This is a genomic window from Paenibacillus sp. GCM10023252, from assembly GCF_042653305.1.
Classification (GTDB): domain Bacteria; phylum Bacillota; class Bacilli; order Paenibacillales; family Paenibacillaceae; genus Pristimantibacillus.
Genome location: NZ_JBHSHW010000021.1, coordinates 393,062 through 411,183, shown reverse-complemented (window position 1 = coordinate 411,183; position 18,122 = coordinate 393,062). Strand labels below are relative to the sequence as shown.

At 52.0% G+C, this 18,122-nt stretch carries 15 protein-coding genes; 2 read left to right on the top strand and 13 right to left on the bottom strand.

Annotated elements, in window-relative coordinates; all coding sequences use genetic code 11:
* Window positions 1-97: 97 nt before the first annotated feature.
* A complete protein-coding gene (metH, locus tag ACFO9Q_RS12915) occupies window positions 98-3,538 on the bottom strand; it encodes a methionine synthase (protein ID WP_379182546.1) in 3,441 nt (1,146 codons plus the stop codon).
* Between the two features lie 146 nt (window positions 3,539-3,684).
* Here metH and ACFO9Q_RS12910 point away from each other — a divergent pair, with 146 nt between their 5' ends.
* Window positions 3,685-4,230: an acireductone dioxygenase gene (locus ACFO9Q_RS12910; RefSeq protein WP_379182544.1), complete on the top strand. Its 546-nt coding sequence runs from the start codon at window positions 3,685-3,687 to the stop codon at window positions 4,228-4,230.
* A gap of 77 nt (window positions 4,231-4,307) precedes the next feature.
* Here ACFO9Q_RS12910 and ACFO9Q_RS12905 read toward each other — a convergent pair whose 3' ends face one another.
* The 4 genes from ACFO9Q_RS12905 to ACFO9Q_RS12890 form a co-directional block, all read right to left on the bottom strand.
* Window positions 4,308-5,093, bottom strand: a complete 786-nt coding sequence (locus ACFO9Q_RS12905) for an HAD family hydrolase (protein ID WP_379182542.1) — start codon at window positions 5,091-5,093, stop codon at window positions 4,308-4,310.
* Between the two features lie 28 nt (window positions 5,094-5,121).
* A complete protein-coding gene (locus ACFO9Q_RS12900; protein WP_379182540.1) occupies window positions 5,122-5,637 on the bottom strand; it encodes a hypothetical protein in 516 nt (171 codons plus the stop codon).
* A 69-nt stretch (window positions 5,638-5,706) separates the two neighbouring features.
* Complete coding sequence (locus ACFO9Q_RS12895; protein ID WP_379182538.1) at window positions 5,707-6,693, bottom strand: aldo/keto reductase; 987 nt, start codon at window positions 6,691-6,693, stop codon at window positions 5,707-5,709.
* 25 nt (window positions 6,694-6,718) lie between these two features.
* Window positions 6,719-6,907 (bottom strand): DUF896 domain-containing protein, encoded by a 189-nt coding sequence (locus tag ACFO9Q_RS12890; protein WP_379182536.1) that lies wholly within the window; start codon window positions 6,905-6,907, stop codon window positions 6,719-6,721.
* Window positions 6,908-7,678: 771 nt separating this feature from the next.
* On the opposite strand from ACFO9Q_RS12890, the gene lexA reads away from it, so the two are divergent.
* Window positions 7,679-8,299, top strand: a complete 621-nt coding sequence (lexA, locus tag ACFO9Q_RS12880; RefSeq protein ID WP_379182534.1) for a transcriptional repressor LexA — start codon at window positions 7,679-7,681, stop codon at window positions 8,297-8,299.
* A 122-nt stretch (window positions 8,300-8,421) separates the two neighbouring features.
* On the opposite strand, the gene glnA is transcribed toward lexA, so the two are convergent.
* From glnA to ACFO9Q_RS12840, 8 genes are all read right to left on the bottom strand, one after another.
* Window positions 8,422-9,750 carry a type I glutamate--ammonia ligase gene (gene glnA, locus ACFO9Q_RS12875; RefSeq protein ID WP_379182532.1) on the bottom strand — a complete coding sequence of 443 codons (1,329 nt, stop codon included), beginning with the start codon at window positions 9,748-9,750 and terminating at the stop codon, window positions 8,422-8,424.
* A 51-nt stretch (window positions 9,751-9,801) separates the two neighbouring features.
* The gene (locus tag ACFO9Q_RS12870; protein ID WP_379182530.1) at window positions 9,802-10,215 is read right to left on the bottom strand and encodes a MerR family transcriptional regulator; all 414 of its coding nucleotides are present in this window, start codon (window positions 10,213-10,215) and stop codon (window positions 9,802-9,804) included.
* A gap of 80 nt (window positions 10,216-10,295) precedes the next feature.
* Window positions 10,296-11,573, bottom strand: coding sequence for an aminotransferase class I/II-fold pyridoxal phosphate-dependent enzyme (locus ACFO9Q_RS12865; protein WP_379182528.1), 1,278 nt, complete (start codon window positions 11,571-11,573; stop codon window positions 10,296-10,298).
* 26 nt (window positions 11,574-11,599) lie between these two features.
* Window positions 11,600-12,883 (bottom strand): GTPase HflX, encoded by a 1,284-nt coding sequence (gene hflX, locus ACFO9Q_RS12860; RefSeq protein ID WP_379182765.1) that lies wholly within the window; start codon window positions 12,881-12,883, stop codon window positions 11,600-11,602.
* Window positions 12,884-12,908: 25 nt separating this feature from the next.
* Complete coding sequence (locus tag ACFO9Q_RS12855) at window positions 12,909-13,889, bottom strand: AAA family ATPase (protein ID WP_379182763.1); 981 nt, start codon at window positions 13,887-13,889, stop codon at window positions 12,909-12,911.
* Window positions 13,890-14,035: 146 nt separating this feature from the next.
* A complete protein-coding gene (locus ACFO9Q_RS12850; RefSeq protein ID WP_379182526.1) occupies window positions 14,036-14,710 on the bottom strand; it encodes a YdcF family protein in 675 nt (224 codons plus the stop codon).
* Window positions 14,707-15,264, bottom strand: coding sequence for a DUF402 domain-containing protein (locus tag ACFO9Q_RS12845; RefSeq protein WP_379182524.1), 558 nt, complete (start codon window positions 15,262-15,264; stop codon window positions 14,707-14,709). Before ACFO9Q_RS12845 ends, ACFO9Q_RS12850 begins: the two co-directional genes overlap by 4 nt.
* 268 nt (window positions 15,265-15,532) lie before the next feature.
* Window positions 15,533-18,022 (bottom strand): PBP1A family penicillin-binding protein, encoded by a 2,490-nt coding sequence (locus tag ACFO9Q_RS12840; protein WP_379182522.1) that lies wholly within the window; start codon window positions 18,020-18,022, stop codon window positions 15,533-15,535.
* Between the last annotated feature and the right edge of the window lie 100 nt (window positions 18,023-18,122).

The window sequence follows — 18,122 nt, the reverse complement described above, 5'->3', positions numbered from 1 at the left end:
TGCCTTCATACGAATGAAGCCCCCGAGGACGGCCGCTGAGCGCGGTCTTCCTAGGAGGCCTGAGAATCTATACGAATGATACGCTTTTGCGTGTTGCTTAAGCCTTGTCTACATTGAAGTACTGGGCTTCGGGATGAGCGAATACCATAGCCGATACGGAAGCTTCCGGCTCCATCATGAATCCTTCTGTCAGCTCGATGCCGATATCTTCAGGATGCATCAGCTCGAACAGCGGACCTTGATCCTCCAGGTTCGGACAAGCCGGATAGCCGAAGGATACGCGAATGCCTTGGTATCTGGCTCCGTGTCTTTTTTTCATCGTCATGTCGTGCGGATCCGGGAAGCCCCAGCTGTCGCGCATCATATGGTGAACCTGTTCCGCCAATCCTTCCGCCACTTCTAGTGCAACGGATTGCAGTGCGTGGGAGCGCAGATAATCTCCCTTGTCCTTCCACTCTCCGGACAGCTCCCTCACCCCTTGACCTGCGGTAACGACGAGGAAGCCAACGTAGTCCATGATGCCGCTGTCGACCGTCTTCAGGAAGTCTGCCAGACAGAGATACGGTTCAACCGCCTGACGCGGGAAGGAGAATCGCTTCAGCTCACGTGTCTGGTCCTGTGGATCATACACAATGATATCATTGCCGGACGATTGCGCCGGGAAGAACCGGTACATGCCATGAGCACGAATAATGCCCTGTGAAGCGGCCTCCTTCAGAATGCCGTCCACCGTCTCCTTCAGCTGAACCGCCTTCGAATTGCCTTCGGCAAGCAGCTGCTCCACATTGCCCTTCAGGCCAAGATGGTGACCGAGCAGCATCTGCATGTTCACATAAGGAGTAACATGTGAGATCGGCACATCACGAAGCACGTGACGGTCCAGATCCGGCGGGATGAACACGGGTGCGTCTGGCGAGATATTGGAGCGGACCGCACGCGTCAGCTTAGGAAGCTGAGGCTTCTCTTCCTCATACACTTCTCCGGAAGCCTTGAACGCTGCATGCTCCTCCTCGATCTTCGCTCTATACTCCTTGTCCATCAGCTTATTCGCAATGTCCAGTCCGTCCATCGCATCCTTCGCATACAAGACGAGACCGTCATATTCCGGACCGATTCGTGTCTTCGTGAACTTCCGCGTCAGCGCCGCGCCGCCAACCAGAATCGGAGCATCGATGCCTGCTGTCTTCAAGTCCTGCGCGGTAATGACCATCTGCTGAGCGGACTTCACCAGCAAGCCGGATAGTCCAATCGCGTCGGCCTTCTCGTTGCGGTAAGCTTCAATTAACTGCTCAGGCGGTACCTTGATGCCGAGGTTAATGATTTTATAACCGTTGTTGGAGAGTATAATCTCGACGAGGTTTTTGCCAATATCATGCACATCGCCCTTGACCGTCGCCAGTATAATCTTGCCCTTCACACTCGTCTCGTCCTTCTCCATATGCGGCTCGAGATAAGCGACGGATGCCTTCATCACCTCCGCACTCTGCAGCACTTCAGCTACAATCAGCTCATTCCCGTTGAACAGGCGGCCGACCTCTTCCATCCCGCGCATGAGCGGGCCGTTAATGACTTCCAGCGGAGAGTACTTCTGCAGCGCCTCATCCAGATCCGGATAGAGCCCTTCCTTCGTCCCTTCCACCACATAGGAGCCAAGACGCTCCTCGAGCGTGAGATTCGAGATCTTCTCCTTCTTCTCTACCTTCTTGTCACGGAAGGCCGCGACGAAGGCAGCCAGAGTCTCGTCAGTCGTGTTGAAGATTAGCTCTTCAGCCAGACGTCTCTCTTCCTCAGGAATCGACGCGTACCTCTCCAGCTTCTCCGTATTGACGATCGCGTAATCAAGCCCCGCCTTCGTACAGTGATACAGATAGACGGAATTGAGTACCTCGCGCCCCGCATCCGGGAGTCCGAACGAGATATTCGACAGTCCGAGAATCGTCTTCGATTTCGGATACTTGTCCTTAATCATCTTGATCCCTTCAATCGTCTCCACCGCGGAGCCGATATACTGCGGATCACCAGAGCCAACCGGGAACATATTCGGGTCGAAAATAATATCCTCCGGATTCATCCCATACTTGTTCACAAGAAGATCATACGAGCGGTCAGCGACTTCCATCTTCGCCTCGCGGGATACGGCTTGCCCGCGCTCGTCAATAAGAATCATAACGACAGCCGCGCCGTAGCGGTGAATAAGCGGGACGATCTGTTCGAACTTCGATTCGCCGTCTTCAAGGTTAATGGAGTTAATAATCGCCTTGCCTTGGGAATACTTCAGTCCAAGCTCAATGATGTGGTTATACGTAGAGTCCAGCATGAGCGGGACCTTAATCTTCTTCACAACCTGAGGCAGGAATTCATGAACCGCATAAGCTTCATCGATATCCGTGTCCTGCAGGTTAATATCAATGACATGGGCTCCGCCCTTCACCTGAGCACGGGCAATCTCGGACGCTTCGTCGAACTTGCCTTCCTTAATGAGACGCTTGAACTTCCGCGATCCCGAGATGTTCGTCCGCTCACCAATCATGATTGGACGGTTCTCAGGTTCAATGTAGACCGTCTCGATGCCGGATACAGCTGGCGGGTGATCCCCATATTGCGATCTTGGCGCATAATTCGAGAGTGTCTCTGCCATCGCGCGGATATGATCCGGCGTCGTTCCGCAGCAGCCGCCTGCAATGTTAAGCCAGCCCTGCTCGGCGAATGCGGCTACCTTCTTGGCGAGCGACTCCGGCGACTCATGATACTTGCCGTTCTCATCAGGCAGTCCAGCATTCGGGTAACAGCTGACGGCGGACTTCGCAATACCGCTCAGCGAACGAATGTGGTCCCGCATGAATTCAGGGCCCGTCGCGCAGTTCAGACCGATGGAGATCGGCTTCAGATGCTCCAGCGAGATGTAGAAGGAATCGATGGACTGTCCAGCGAGTGTTGTACCCATTGGCTCGATCGTTCCTGAGATCATGAGCGGCAGCTCTCTGCCTAATGTCTCGAATGCCTTCTGAATGCCGATGCTCCCCGCCTTCACGTTAAGCGTATCCTGCGACGTCTCCAGCAGCAATGCATCAACATCGCCTTCCATTAGAGCGAGAGCCTGCTCATAGTAGCTGTCTACCAGTTCATCGAAGGTGACTCCGCCAGTCACAGACAATGTCTTCGTCGTTGGTCCTAGCGCTCCCGCTACATATCTTGGATGATCTGGTGTTGAGTACTTATCCGCTGCCTCTCTAGCCAGCTTCGCCGCCGCAAGGTTAATCTCACGTGCCTTCTCAGGAATATCATAATCGGCCAGCACGACACTCGTCGCACCGAACGTATTCGTCTCTAGAATATCAGCGCCTGCAGCGAGATACTTCTCATGGATGCCCTGAATGACATCCGGTCTCGTGAGGACCAGCATCTCGTTGCAGCCCTCGAGCTCATCACCGCCGAAGTCGGCCGCGCTTAAGTCCTCCTGTTGGATCATCGTACCCATCGCTCCGTCAAGGATTAGGATGCGCTTTTGCAGCATTTCTTGTATGGTTAACTTCGACATTTTTCTACACCCTTCTCCCCGAAATCATTAAGGAATAGTTTATCAGAATAGCAGCACGGTGAAAAGGTAAATCCAATCGACAGCTATGAAATTATCCGATATAATAACGAATATCATGAATTTCTATTGGAAAAGAGGGATTGACAATGGCTGAAATCGTTATTCGCAATACAGGGGAACGGATTCAAGGAGATGCTGAGGTTCTTGCATTCCTAGAGAAGCAGGAAGTGCTGTATGAGCATTGGGAAGCAGCCAAGCTGCCAGAACACCTTCAGGAAAAGTTCGTTCTATCGGATGAAGATAAGACTGAGATTCTTGGCACATTCGACGAAGAGATTCGCGATCTGGCGTCACGCCGCGGCTATCAGACTTGGGATATCGTAGCACTGTCAGATGCTACACCTGATCTGGACGCGATTCTGAAGCGATTCGAAGACGTTCACACCCATACCGAGGATGAGGTTCGTGCGATAACGGCCGGCAGAGGGATCTTCATCATCAAAGGGACGGAAGACGTCGGGTACTTCAATGTAGAATTGGAAGCCGGCGATGTCATCTCGGTTCCCGAGAACAAGCCTCACTTCTTCACCTTGATGGAGAACCGCCAGATTGTGGCTGTGCGCCTCTTCATCGAGAAGGACGGCTGGATTGCTCATTCCTATGCAGATCCGGAGTTCAAAGCGGCTAAGTAGGCTGGAGTCTGGCCCTAAGATGATTAAGGGACTGTCTCACAAGGTCGATGACCTTAGGAGACAGTCCCTTATTGTTGTTACTTGAGAAGAGGAAGAAGCTCTTCCAAGTGGGTAATCTCATGAGTAGGAATAATATCATCATTGCGAACGGCATGGTGGCGGTTAATCCAGACAGATGTCATCCCGATTGTATTCGCACCGAGAATGTCAGTCGTCAGCTTATCCCCGACCATAATGCCATGCTCCGGTTGAATGCCGAGACGTTCCAGGGCATGATGGAAGATTGCCGCTGCCGGCTTCCCCTGCCCGAAGTCTCCGGAGATTATAATATGATCGAAGTAAGGAGCGAGCTCCGGAACGCCGCTTAGCTTCTCCTGCTGCAGATCCGGTGAACCGTTCGTTAAGAGCAGCAGCTTGTAGGAGCCCTTAAGCTGGTCCAGTACGCGGAAGGTCTCTTCATAGACGATCGGACGCGCTCGGCGTTCAGCCGGGAACTGCTCAGCGAGCTTAGCCCCCAGCGCTTCGTCCTCCACACCAAGTGCTCGAAGACCGCGTGTCCACGCTTCCTTCCGGTATACCGGCGCCAGCTCCTCCAGCTTGCGGAACTCCTCTTGGTGACCTTCGCGGAATGGGGCCCACAGCCCTTCGAATGGATTAATGCCAATCATCTTCGTGAAGGCATAGGTCTCATAGGACTCATAGAGCGCTCTTGCCTCGCGACGCACCGCTTCCTCTAGCTCTCCCGGGTCTACCCCTGCCGCATCAGAACCCGCCTTGCAGGTTGCTTCGAATGCTTCCTTCACACTGCGGTCATCCCACAGCAACGTATCATCTAGATCGAATAGTACCGCCTGCTTAGCCATGTCGAATTGCACACTCCTAGTTCTGATATTATTTCTCTTGTACGGTAATGCTGTGCTGCTTGGCGAATTCTCTCAGCTTGACTGCCATCTCGTCTGTCGGATAGCGGTTGATGAACCGGGAGAACACCCAATTGCCGCCCTTCTCCTGCTCGATAGATACATAACCTTGCTGCAGGGTGAACCCCTTAATGGAAGCAGCGGGCAGTCTCTTATCCCCTGTCAGCCGTCTCGTCTGCACATAATCCTTGCCTACGGCAAGATATGGACGTCTGAAGAAGAAGATCACAGCCAACATGACATAGAGACCTATCGTCACCCAGAACATCGTATCTTGTTCAGTAGATTGAGTTGTTGATGTTGACAAGTTGAGTATGACATATAATCCGATGAAGAGAATGATGAAAGCTGGAATGACATAATTCCTGCCCTTGAATCGATCCACCTTCTCACTGCTGGCAACTATCGGTGAACCACCATGCTTCTTGCGCTGCTTGCTTAGCTGAGTTGAATTACGGCGCACCTTGCGCTCCCACGTACGTGACAAGACTATTCCTCCAGTTAGTGAAGCGCTATAATCCGCTTCGTCAATATAAGCTTAGGCCATTCTAGTTAATCAGAATGGACGCTTGAACTTCGTAATGAATCGATTCGGGTAATCATCAGGCAGCGCACTCACCTGATCCAATCGCTCCCACAGCTCGGCGGGCATCTTCCAGCCGGCAGCCCCCATATTATCCTCGAACTGCTCTAAAGTGCTGGCGCCGAATATCGGCGACGTAATGCCCGGCTGCTGAAGCAGCCAGTTCAAGCTAACCTGAGCAGGTGACTTGCCTAGTTCAAGAGCCGTTCCTCTAATGGCATCGAGTATGGTGAAGTTCCTATCGGTTGACCGATTCACCCATGCACTCTCGCCAACCTTGGAAGTAAGACGACCTTCCGTTGGCTCATTCCGGTCATATCGGCCCGTGAGGAATCCTCCGCCCAGCGGAGCCCAAGGAATAACGCCGACATTCTCTTCTTGACACAGAGACATCATCTCAAGGTCCATCTGTCTGCTAATTAGGCTGTACTGCGGCTGAATAGACACGAATCTTATGTACCGGTTCGCCTCGCTCACTGCCAGCGACTTCATTAACTGCCAAGCGAGGAAGTTAGAGCAGCCGATATAACGAACCTTGCCTGAGGTAACCAGGTCGTCTAATGCTCGGAGTGTCTCCTCAATTGGGGTCGCATGATCCCATACATGTACCTGATAGAGGTCGATGTAATCGGTATCGAGCCTCCTTAGACTAGCCTCAACTCCGTCCATAATATGCTTGCGGGACAGACCCACTCCATTCATATCAGGGGAGGTGGTCATTCTGACCTTCGTAGCCAGAACGACCTCAGACCTGCGGTTCTTAATCGCTTGTCCCACAATCTGCTCGGATCGTCCTTGGACGTAGACATCCGCAGTATCAAGGAAGTTGCCTCCCCGATCCAGGAAGCGATGGATCATCTCTGTTGAATCCTGTTCGCTAGTAGAATTGCCGAACGTCATCGTACCTAGACATAACTCAGATACAGCTAGTCCGCTTCGTCCCAATAATCGATAATGCATCGTTATGGTTCCCTCCTGAATGCCGCTAATGTTTTACTGAATCATCCTCATCCGTGTATTTAATAGAATCAAGCTGCTGTCTGAAGTTACTCTTGAAGTTGGCGAGGTACTTCTTGCGAAGCTCGTCTCTCTCGACTAACTCTTCATGGGTCAATCCGGTTGCTTTATGTTTACGCGACAGTTCATTAATACGCGCAATCAACTGTTCAATCATGCTGATTCTCTCCTCTCGCTGCACTAACATTTAGATACCTACTCTACTTTGACATTTCCCGCTTATCATTGTCAAGATTACGGGCCAGCAGCAAGAACAAAAAAAAGGGTTAAAAAGATAGTTGCCTATCCTTCCAACCCTTCTATGCCGTGCAGCAGCTTGGTAACTAAAGTGTTATGAGCAAAAGAGTAACCCTATCAACCTGGCCAGCTCCAGCAATTCTGCTTACCTGGATCTAAGGGATGATTAATGTCTGTCCTGGTTGTAATACAGTGGAATCTAGATTGTTCCGCTTCTTGATGGAATAGACAGTTCTTCTGATGTCGCCTTCCTCTATATAGTTGGAAGCAATACTCCAGAGGGTATCGCCTCCCACTACAATAATGGTCTGCTCTCCAGCACCCGCTGGAGCTAACTGGGTACTAGATGCGTTTGTTCCGATTAACGCGAACCCAGTGAATAAGATAATGGAGACTACTATTGAAGTCAAAATCTTCAAGCTATGCTTGCGCATTAAGCTTATCGTAAGCTGAAGATGAGTTTTCTTTCTCATAGAATGATTGCGATTATGTATGCTTGTATACGTCGTTGGATTCATTATCATAATATCCCACACCCCAAACGTTTGTTCTGTTTTGTTAATACAACAATAACACGAACGCATGTTTGTGGTCAATACTAAAATACGAACCTTTGTTTTCAAGAACTTATGTTTGTACGAACTCCGGTTCTGTGCTATAATTCCTTCAAACATACAATGGAGTGATTGCGGTGTCGAAGATATCCAACCGTCAACAAACAATTCTTGAATTTATCAAGAACGAAGTTCGAGACAAGGGTTATCCCCCCTCTGTCCGAGAGATTGGTGAAGCAGTCGGCTTAGCGTCCAGCTCAACCGTACACGGCCATTTAGACCGTCTAGAGAAGAAGGGCTTAATACGTCGCGACCCAACCAAGCCTCGTGCTATTGAGATTCTTGACCAAGAAGGCGTAGATGCCATTATCTCATTATCTGTGGCGAAGGTACCAATTGTAGGTAAGGTAACGGCCGGCGTTCCGATTACTGCTACTGAGAACATTGAAGAGTATTTCCCGCTTCCTTCTCACTTCGTTGGTGACAACGACGTCTTCATCCTTAGCGTTATCGGTGAGAGTATGATTGAAGCCGGTATTCACAATGGGGACTATGTCATTGTGAGACAGCAGCAGACTGCCAACAACGGCGATATCGTTGTTGCTATGACTGAGGAAGACGAAGCAACGGTCAAGACCTTCTACAAGGAACGTGATCATATCCGCCTTCAACCCGAGAATGCCACAATGGAGCCTATCCGGCTCAATAATGTGACCATCCTAGGCAAGGTCATCGGCCTATTCAGAGACATTCACTAATTGAAGTACATAACGAAGGGGCAGCGATTTATATCGCTGCCCCTTCGTTTCACTTTTAGCACATTGCACAAAAAACAGCCTTACCAAGGTCCGGAAACCTTGGTAAGGCTGTTCAACATGTTCTAGTACAGAGTCAGATACTGATCGCGTTCCCATTGGTGAACCTGGGTGCGGTACATATCCCACTCGATCTCCTTCAGCTCATAGAAGTGAGCAAGCGCGTGGTCGCCCAATGCGTCGCAGATTACTTCACTGCGGAGCAGCTCGTCGAGTGCTTCCTTCAGGTCAAGCGGCAAGCTCGGGATACCGGAGTCAATGCGCTCCTCTTCCGTCATGATGTAGATGTTACGGTCTGTTGGAGCAGGCAGCTGAAGCTTGTTCTGAATGCCGTCCAGACCTGCCTTCAACATGACAGCAAGAGCAAGATACGGGTTAGCTGCCGGATCCGGGTTACGAACCTCGACACGTGTGCTGAGACCGCGGGAAGCTGGAATACGAATCATCGGTGAACGATTGCTTGCGGACCAAGCTACATAGCAAGGAGCTTCATAGCCCGGGACGAGCCGCTTGTAAGAGTTGATTGTCGGATTCGTGATGGCTGCCATCGCACGCGCATGACGCAGAATACCGGCCATGTAGTAACGTGCGGTTGCACTCAGGCCCAGCTTGTCCTTCTCATCATAGAAGGAATTCGTGCTGCCCTGGAACAGCGACTGGTGACAGTGCATACCTGAACCGTTCACTCCGAACAGAGGCTTAGGCATGAATGTCGCATGCAGTCCATGCTGTCTGGCAATCGTCTTCACGACCAGCTTGAAGGTCTGAATCTGATCCGCAGCGCGAATGGCATCCGCATACTTGAAGTCGATCTCATGCTGTCCAGGAGCTACTTCGTGGTGAGAAGCTTCAATCTCGAAGCCCATCTCCTCAAGTGTAATCACGATCTCACGACGGCAATTCTCACCCATGTCAACTGGAGCTAGATCGAAGTAACCGCCTTGATCGTTCAGCTCAGTCGTAGGCTCTCCACGCTCGTCGGTCTTGAACAGGAAAAACTCCGGTTCAGGTCCAACATTCATCGCGGTGTAACCCATCTCTTCCGCTTCCTTCAGCGCACGCTTCAGAATACCGCGAGGATCTCCAGCGAACGGCGTGCCGTCTGGCATGTAGATGTCACAGATTAGGCGAGCTACGCGGTCTTGGGCAACCCATGGGAATACGACCCAAGTATCCAGATCTGGGTATAAGTACATGTCAGATTCTTCGATACGAACATAACCTTCAATGGAAGAGCCATCGAACATCATCTTATTGTCGAGAGCCTTCTGAAGCTGGCTAACAGGAATCTCTACGTTCTTGATTGTACCTAGTAAGTCAGTGAATTGAAGGCGGATGAAGCGTACATTCTGCTCCTCCGCAATACGGGTAATGTCTTCTTTTGTGTAGCTCATGTATTCATCTCCTTATCCTAATATCGCGATTACGAGCTGTTGAATCTAGTGTTAACGCTTGTGAAGGAACCTGGACAGCTGACCCTGTATCAGTGAAGCCTTACCGCCAGGGCGCTTATCCAGTAATTGCTGCTTCAGCAAGCGATGCAGCTGCTGATCTGAGAGCTCGCGTCGCTTCACCTCAGACTGTTCGCTTAGAATCGTCGCTTCCTCAGATTCCTTGGAGACTGGGTTCATAACCTGCTTGATGCCGGCGATATTAACGCCCTTCTCAATTAAGGCCTTGATCTCTAATAGTCGCTCTACATCATTGAAGGAGAAGAGCCGTTGATTACCCGCTGTTCGAGCAGGTACGATTAATTCATGCTGCTCGTAGTATCGAATCTGGCGGGCGGTTAAGTCCGTCAGCTTCATTACGATCCCGATTGGAAATAGCGCCATATTTCTGCGTATCTCGTCACCCATGTCGCACAACCTTCCACATACCTAGTTATACGTCTATATTAACGCCCTACCAAATACGTGTCAAGTTGTGTAAGGTTTGGTCACAATAATCCGCGTTCCATTAACCTCGTTAAGGAAGTAAGTACGCCGAGCTTCGCGTGTGCATAGGTCAGTCCACCCTGCATATATGCAATATACGGCTCACGTATAGGTGCATCCGCAGACAGCTCCAGACTGCCTCCTTGAATGAACGTACCTGCCGCCATGATGACAGGATTCTCGTAGCCCGGCATGTCCCATGGCTCCGGTACGACGTGAGAATCTACAGCTGACGCTTGCTGAATGCCTTGAACGAAGGTGATGAGCTGCTCAGCACTGCCGAATCGCACCGCTTGGATAAGATCCGTCCTGCTGTCCCCCCACTTAGGATGCGTCTCGAACTCTAATTGTTCGAACAAGGCAGCAGCGAATATACTGCCCTTCACGGCTTGTCCAACCAGATGAGGCGCTAGGAAGAGTCCTTGATAGATGGAACGAAGCGTTCCCAGCATTGCCCCGACTTCCCCGCCAATGCCTGGAGCTGTCAGTCGATAGGCCGCAGCCTCCACGAGTGCTTCCCTGCCCACGATGTATCCTCCTGTGGAAGCTAAGCCTCCGCCAGGATTCTTAATGAGCGACCCCGCCATCAAGTCAACTCCAACCTCTGTCGGTTCCTGAAGCTCTGTGAACTCTCCATAGCAATTGTCTACGAACACCACGACATCTGGCTTCAACTGCTTCAGGCGGCGAACCATCTCACCAATCTGATCTACAGTGAATGAGGCACGCCAAGCATAACCCCGCGATCGCTGTATACCAATAACCTTCGTCTTCTCATGAATTGCTCCGGCTATCTCATCCCAATCGAGCGATCCGTCCTCCGTTAGAGGCACCTCACGGTAAGTGACTCCCCAGTCCTGAAGCGAGCCTGTCCCATCCCCTGGCTTGCCGATGACCTTATGAAGCGTATCGTATGGCTTGCCCGTCACATACAGCAACTCATCCCCAGGTCGAAGCACTCCGAACAGGGCGCATCCAATCGTGTGCGTCCCTGAGACGAAGTGCGGGCGAACTAGAGCCGCTTCAGCGCGGAAGATGTCCGCATATACAAGATCGAGCACTTCCCTGCCCCGGTCATTATAGCCGTATCCGGTCGATCCTGTGAAGTGGAAGTCGCTTACCTTATGTTTTTGAAAAGCACGAATAACTTTCCACTGATTCTTCTCCGCTATTCGGTCCATCTCGCGAAACTTGTCCGAAGCCAGCTTCTCTGCTTCTTCTGTTAATCGTTCCAACCTCTGATCCACATGATCTTGTATATTCCCTTGCTCGTGCTGCATACGTCAATTGCCTCTCCTTGTTCGAGTTAGTCTACATATTCCTCTAAGCGTCTGCCATTCACTTCGTAGTCCTGCTTGCTTAGCTGTACAGTCAGACGGAGCAGCTCTCCATCCACTTCCTGTGAGAGCACCTCTCCGCTGCGGTAGGCAAGGGCGATGAGATCGCCGCGCTCAGCAGGCAGCGCGAACGTCTTCGTATCTCCTGTAAGCTTGTCTTGAATGAGTAGAAGCAGCTGCTCCAGATCTTGTCTATCGTAGGCGCTAATGAGCAGCGAATCTCCTCCGCTGGAGCGCAGCAGTCCTGAGGCGTCTTCACATCGATCTTTTTTGTTATAGACCGTAATGGAAGGCTTGCCTGAAGCCCCAAGCTCATCCATGATCTGACCGACAACCGAGATCTGCTCATCGCGCATGGGCGACGAGCTGTCAACGACATGCAGCACCAAGTCCGCTTCATTCACTTCTTCAAGCGTAGCACGGAAGGCTGCAACGAGATCATGGGGCAGATTCTGAATGAACCCTACCGTGTCGGTTAGAATAACTTCACGGCCATTCGGCAGCTCCAGCGTCCTGGAGGTTGGGTCTAGTGTCGCGAACAATTGATTCTCCACATACACATCCGCTTCGGTCAGCTCACGCAGCAGCGTCGACTTGCCTGCATTCGTATAGCCGACTAATGCAACTTGAGTAACGCCTGCCTTGCGCCTGCGCTCCCGATGCAGCTTACGATGGCGAACGACCTCTTCAAGCACGCCCTTCAGATCGGATATCCGGTCACGGATGTGACGGCGATCAGTCTCCAGCTTGCTCTCCCCGGGCCCTCTCGTACCGATACCGCCCCCTAAGCGAGACAGATTCTTGCCTTGTCCGGACAGCCGCGGGAGCAAGTAGCTTAGCTGCGCCAGCTCCACCTGGATAATCCCCTCGCGTGTGTTGGCTCTCTGAGCGAAGATGTCCAAGATAAGCTGCGTTCTGTCGATGATCTTCAGATCGAGTGTCTCTCCCAGATTCCTTACCTGTGCGCCAGAGAGCTCCTGGTCGAAGATAGCAGTCGTTGCTCCCATCTCATCCGCGACCGCCTTCAACTCCTCCACCTTGCCCTTCCCAATGAACCACTTCGAATCAGCAGATTCCTTGTTCTGAGTAATCGTTGTCAGCACCTCTACCCCTGCTGTCTCTGCAAGCGCCACAAGTTCACCAAGTGACAGCTCAGGGTCAGCGCTCCCGCGCTTGACCGAAGACGTGACGAGGCTGACGAGTATCGCCTTCTCCTGCGGTGAAGCATTCGTATCATAAGTCTTGTCACTCATCATCCATTCCTACTTCCTGCTGTCGTTATTTCCCATCCCACTTCAAGTCTTCCGGCCGTATCGACATGAGCTCCTGCTTGCCTGGAACGCCGCTCGCGTATTGACCAAGCAGCCGCACCGCCTGATGCCGGATAGCCTTCTCTATCGTATTGCGAACATATCTCGCATTGCTGAAGGAGAACATCGTCGCTACCTTCTCAAGCATCAGATGCTGCCTTAACTTAAATATGGTCTGAGGCTGCAAAATATAGTCGCGATCCTTCGCCATGAGCTCCGAAATCTGGATAAGCTGGTCGACCGTATAGTCGGGAAAGTCGATCTGGATCGGAAAACGAGAAGGTAAGCCCGGATTCGTCTGGAGGAAGTCATCGATCTCTGCAGGATAACCCGCCAAGATGAGGACGAACCCGTTCCGATTGTCCTCCATCGCCTTCACGAGCGTATCAATGGCTTCCTTGCCGAAGTCCTTCTCCCCGCCTCTAGCCAAGCTGTACGCTTCATCGACGAACAGTACCCCGCCTAGTGCCTTGCGTACGAGATCCCTTGTCTTCTGCGCAGTGTGTCCGATATATTCCCCTACGAGATCTGCACGCTCCACCTCGATTAAGTGTCCCTTGGAGAGCACGCCCATCTTCTGGAACAGCTTCGCTACGATTCTCGCAATGGTCGTCTTGCCTGTTCCCGGATTGCCCTTGAAGATCATATGATACACATGCGAACCGCCGAACAACCCGGCCTCTGACCGCATACGGCTAATATAGAGCAAGGCGTATATCTCATAGACGAGCGCCTTGACATTCTCCATGCCAACCATTGGCTCGAGCTCCTTCTGAATCTCTGCATAATGGTCGCTGGAAGGCAGCGGCTTCACGCTAGGCAGCGGATCGCTCTCAAGCGGCTGAGCAGTGGAAGCTGTTCCATAAGCCTCTTGACTGCGCAGCACTACATTAATCTGGCGGGACGGTCTTGTAGCGTTAGTCGTACCTGAACTGTCGTGTCCATTCATCTGCTCGATTCCCCCATCCTTCGCACTGCCGCAAGCTGGCAGTCCAATTAGGAGAGCTGTATACCCGCACATGTCAGGCACTGAGCTCATCCGTTGGAATGCTGCACTACAAGCTTATTCTAGCGAAGGCGGTCATATTAACAGATTTAGAGCGGATCAGGCGAACGGAAGCCAAGCGGAAGCAGCAGCCTGTCTACCTTCCACTTCGTGTAAGCGAGTACTTCCCGTGCTTCATTCTTAAGCGGTGGCAGCACTTCAGACGGGAATGCAGCCATGACGAACTGGTCATATCCGAGGTACTCGGCAATATCGGAAGCACGAGAGGCGTGATAATCATGCGTCACGATGAGCAAGCTGCTAAGCTCTCGCTCCTGAACAAGGACTTGGCTCAGCTTCAGATTCTCATACGTGCTTCTCGCGTAGTTCTCTAAGATCAGCTTGTCCGCTGGAACCCCGCGCTCTACCAGGTACTTCTTCATCCCTTCAGCCTCAGTCAGCTTGGAGCCATTGCCGTCCAGCCCCCCAGTAAGGATGAGGAGCGGCACCTTGCCTTGCTCGTACAAGCTGTATGCGAATTCCAGCCTCTCACGTAAGGCAGGGCTTGGCTGGTCATCCCATAGCGAGGCTCCAAGCACGATACCAGCATCCGCTGCAGGGACATCCTTGCTGTAATCATAGTTATTAATTAACCACAATAAGTATCCACACCACATCACACCAGCAACGACACACCAAGCCGCAATGCGACGAAGGAGCAGCCACGGGCCTGCCGCCCCTCGGCGTCTGCGCGCTCTGCTCCCCTTATTCACCGCTGCCCTCATGATTCACTTAACTCCCCGGTTCGCTGGGCAAGCGACTTCCGGTGCTTCAGACTGAGTGTGAAGTAGCGGAAGCGTCCATTGCGAATGGAGGACAGCAGCCTTCCAGCCGTCTTGCGGGCCATCGCAGCATCGCGCTGGCTCAGATCGCCTTGACGAACCGCATCCTCAAGCTCATCTTCATCCAGCAGGAATACTTCTCCGCTAGGAAGTACGACGACGTCCAGATACAGATCGTCGAACCAAGGCACCTGCTGCTCCGTCAATCCTTGCGTCTTGCACACATCAATATACCACTGAACGACACGTCCCTTGTCATCGAACATCGTCGTGACGACGAAGTGCTCCCCTCGGGGAAAATGCTGCATCCATAAATATCCGCGGTCCGCGAGACATAGACGCTTGCCGTTGTATTCCTTCCACAGCGGCTCTCTAAGCTCGTGAATCCGGTAGAACGTAACTAAGCCTTTGAATTCATCGCCATCGAGCGAGAGGCACGTATAGCTCTTGCGCAATATACGCCGCCAATTGGCTCTATCGGAAAATTTTCGCTTCATACGGAACGTACCTTTCCATTAAAGTAGGAAAAGCGCGCATGCTGACATGCGTATGCTCCTCTCGGGCCCACCACTAACATTCGATGTAAAAAGCTTACCATATCTTAACGTCCATCTCCACCCGCCTTGCAAAATAAACCAAGCAGGGGATTGTCTACATGCAAAAACGCCGCCCGATAGGGCGGCGCTGTTCACTCATCAGGGTAGGGGCGGCGGCGAGATCGCAATGACCGTTGTGACTCGGCGCCCTCCACCAATCGCCATGCATCTAGTTCGTGAGGTTCGTATCTTCCGGCGGTGACTCCTCCACGGCAGGCTCGTCGTCTTCACTTGGCGACGGGGTAGGTGTAGGCGAGGGACTTACTTCACCGCCATCACCTGGCTGTTCGGGCTCTTCACCGTTCCCGTTCCCGTTCCCGTTCCCGCCGTTCCCGTCACCGTTACCCGGATCTCCTCCATCAGGGGAAGGACTAACTTCCCCATTCGGATCAGTCGGTTCAGGCTCCATTGGAACTTCCGGTACCTCTATCTCCGCCTCAGGCACCGCGATTGTTACCCGATTCGAAGGCTTGCTCTCCAGCTTACTAACCGAATCATAGGCCGTTACATAATATTCATAGGACACGCCTGGGAAGATACTCATGTCATCAACCGTATTCCCCGCTAAGCCATCAACGAATGGAACAAAGTCAGCAGCACCTGTCTCCTTGCGGAACACACGATATGTTACATTCGAATCCTGCTTAGCATCCCATGTGAGCTTGACCTTCATCTCCTCAGGAATAAATTCCGCATTCAAGCCAGCCACGCCATCAGGTGCCTTGTTCTCCTTCACGCCAGACGGCTTCTTGAAGCTGGATTCAGGAACACCCTTCATGGCAGCACTCATGACCTTAGCGAACATCTCTGCGGACTGCACACTGCCCTTCTTCAGCACATGCTGGCGATCAGTCTTGTCATAACCCATCCAGACAGCGGCCGTCCATTCCGGTGTATAACCGACGAACCAAGCATCACGATTCGCACTGGAGTTGAAGCCAGGTATACCGTGCTGTGTTGTGCCCGTCTTGCCGGCTACCGGGCGGCTAATTCGAGCAGATGTACCTGTACCGCCCTTCTGTACAACGCCCTGAAGCATCTCCGTCGTGTACCAGGCCGTCTCCTTCTTCATCACTTGCTTGCCAGCCGGCGCTTCATATTCATACATCGGCTTATTGTCCTTGTCCTGAATGCGAATGATCGCATGCGCATCAACGGTTCTGCCGTTATTCGCGAAGGTGCTGTACGCACCAGCCATCTGCAGCGGTGTTACCCCCTGATTCAGCCCGCCCAGCGCGATCGCTAGATTGCGGTCCTCACTGCCAAGATTGAAGCCCAGCTTGTTGGCAAAATTAATGCCCGTCTTCACGCCTATCTCGTTCAACAGCCATACTGTTGGCAGGTTGCGGGATTCCTTGACCGCTTGCTGCATGGAGATCGGTGTTGTTCCTCTGGAATCCTTCGGACAATAGTCGCTGCCGAAGCACTTCTTATCATTCTTCAGTGTCGTCCATGGGAAGTAGTCTCCCGTCTCGAGCGCAGGGCCGTAGGATACGATCGGCTTGAAGGCTGATCCTGGCTGACGCGGTACTTCTACACGATTCAGCCCCTTAGCGACATAATCTCGGCCGCCTTGCATTGCCTGAATCGTGCCATCACGATGATCCATAATAATCATGGCCCCTTGAACCTGAGTGTCATCGGGACTATTCTCGAAGTTATCATCATCTGCGAACGCAGCTTCCACTGCGGTCTGAGCCCGCGGATTAAGCGTCGTATAGATATGATAACCGCCAACACGCAGCTCTTCCTCCGTCTTCTTCGTTACACGAACCGCTTCTTCAACGGCGTAATCAATGAAGGCGGTGAACTGCTGCGACTTCCCATTGTCATTCCCACGATTAGGCGGGGCGACATATTGAACCGCCTTCGCCTCAATCATCTCTGCTTCTGTAATATACTTCTGATCATACATGAGCTGCAGTACGATGGCTCGACGAGCCATGGACTCCTCCGGATTCGCAATTGGACTATATCGATTCGGGGCCTTAGGCATCCCGGCCAACGTAGCCATTTGCCATAATTCCAGATCCTTCGGTTCCTTGTTGAAGTAATACTTGGATGCTCCCTTAATGCCGTACCCAGAACTGCCGAAGAAGATTCGGTTGAGGTACATCGTCAGAATCTCGTCCTTCGTAAAGTTGTTCTCTAATGCCGTAGCAATTGAGGCTTCAGTTGCCTTACGGAAGAATGTCTTATCAGCCGACAAGAACATATTCTTCGCGAGCTGCTGGGTAATCGTACTTCCGCCTTCAACGGCGCTTCTGGCAATGACGTCCTTCACTACGGCGCGGCCGATAGAGAAGAAGTCAATTCCCTTGTGTCCGTAGAAGCGCTGATCCTCGACAGCGACGAAGGCGTTCTGCAGCTGCTTCGGAAGCTCGGCGAAGTCTGCAATCTCCCGCTTCTGGTCTGCCTGGGACAGCTTGGCTATTTCTTTTTTATTCACATCATAGATGATTGAAGCTTCACCCATGAACAACTTATCCTTGTTCTCGGTCAGGATTCGTTCGCCATTCAGAATAATTAACAGATATCCTACAATTCCACATACAATCGCAATCGCTGCGGTGAAGAACAAGCCAAAAAACAGCTTGCGCGGCGTGACCTTTTTCTTGTTTCGAGCAGTTGTTTTGTTGTTGCGTGGTCGATCAGCCATCGTACGGCTCCCCTCCTAGTTATATCTCTACTCCTATCTTTACCCCGGAATGCAAAGAACAACCCACAGGTTAAAGCGGGTTGTTCTTGCTTACCGCTAT